The sequence below is a fragment of the Streptomyces sp. NPDC002884 genome (assembly GCF_040295245.1).
Classification (GTDB): domain Bacteria; phylum Actinomycetota; class Actinomycetes; order Streptomycetales; family Streptomycetaceae; genus Streptomyces.
Genome location: NZ_JBEOVB010000108.1, coordinates 1 through 1,063, shown reverse-complemented (window position 1 = coordinate 1,063; position 1,063 = coordinate 1). Strand labels below are relative to the sequence as shown.

Below are 1,063 nucleotides of genomic sequence, written 5' to 3'. Positions count from 1 at the left end.
CAGAGTTCGTCAGGAACCAGCCGCTGCGACAGATCAGCACCCACAACCACTCATGATGCCGCACGGGCCATGCACCACGTGAGACATCCTCTAAATCTGGAGCCGTTGCTGCCGCAGCGCGAGCGCAGGTTCCGGTATCCGGGCCGCAAGCCGTTGCCGGACAGGGATGTGCTGTCCGGGATCTTGTACGTGCTGCACACCGGGATCCAGTGGGAGTACCTGCCTCAGGATCTCGGCTTCGGCTCGGGCATGACGTGCTGGCGCCGGCTGCGGGACTGGAACCAGGCCGGCGTGTGGCAGCGGCTGCACGAGGTCCTGCTGGCCGAGCTGAACGCGGCCTCCCGGCTGGACTGGTCCCGCTGCGTGGTCGACTCCTCCCACGTCAGAGCGCTAAAAGGGGGATCCACACGGGCCCCTCGCCAGTCGACCGAGGTCGGGCCGGCTCGAAGCACCACCTGATCACCGACGGCCACGGCACCCCGCTCGCCGTCCTGCTGACCGGCGGCACCCGCAACGACGTCACCCAACTCCTGCCCTTGCGCGACGCGATCCCGCCGGTCCGCGGCCGGGTCGGCCGGCCCCGCCGCAAGCCGGACTCGCTGTTTGCCGACCGCGGCTACGACCACGACATCTACCGCGACCAGGTCCGCGCCCGCGGCATCGTGCCCGCGATCGCCCGCCGCGGCACCCTGCACGGCACCGGACTGGGCACCTACCGCTGGGGGTCGAGCGAAGTTTTGCGTGGCCGCACGGCTTCCGACGTCTGCGCATCCGACGGGAACGGCGAACCGACATCCACGAAGCATTCCCCAAACTCGCCTGCTGCCTCATCACCCACCGACAACTCGGCTCATTGTGTTAGCCGTTGTAAGCCCGCAGAAGAACAACATGCGGGCACGTGACGCACCGACCTGCGGTGTCAAGCCGCAGAACGCACAAGTTGATTCTCTGCGAGCCCTAAGAACATCACCGGGTAGGGCCGTTAGCGCGCATAAAAGTGGTAGCAGCATCCGCGGGAACATAATTCGGCCGCCCGAAAGGATTATCCCGACGCCACTTAGCC

At 66.8% G+C, this 1,063-nt stretch carries 1 pseudogene; it reads left to right on the top strand.

Going from position 1 to position 1,063, the window contains the following annotated elements:
* The first annotated feature begins 69 nt into the window (after window positions 1-69).
* Window positions 70-862, top strand: a pseudogene (locus ABT070_RS46220) (IS5 family transposase).
* The last annotated feature ends 201 nt before the right edge of the window (window positions 863-1,063 follow it).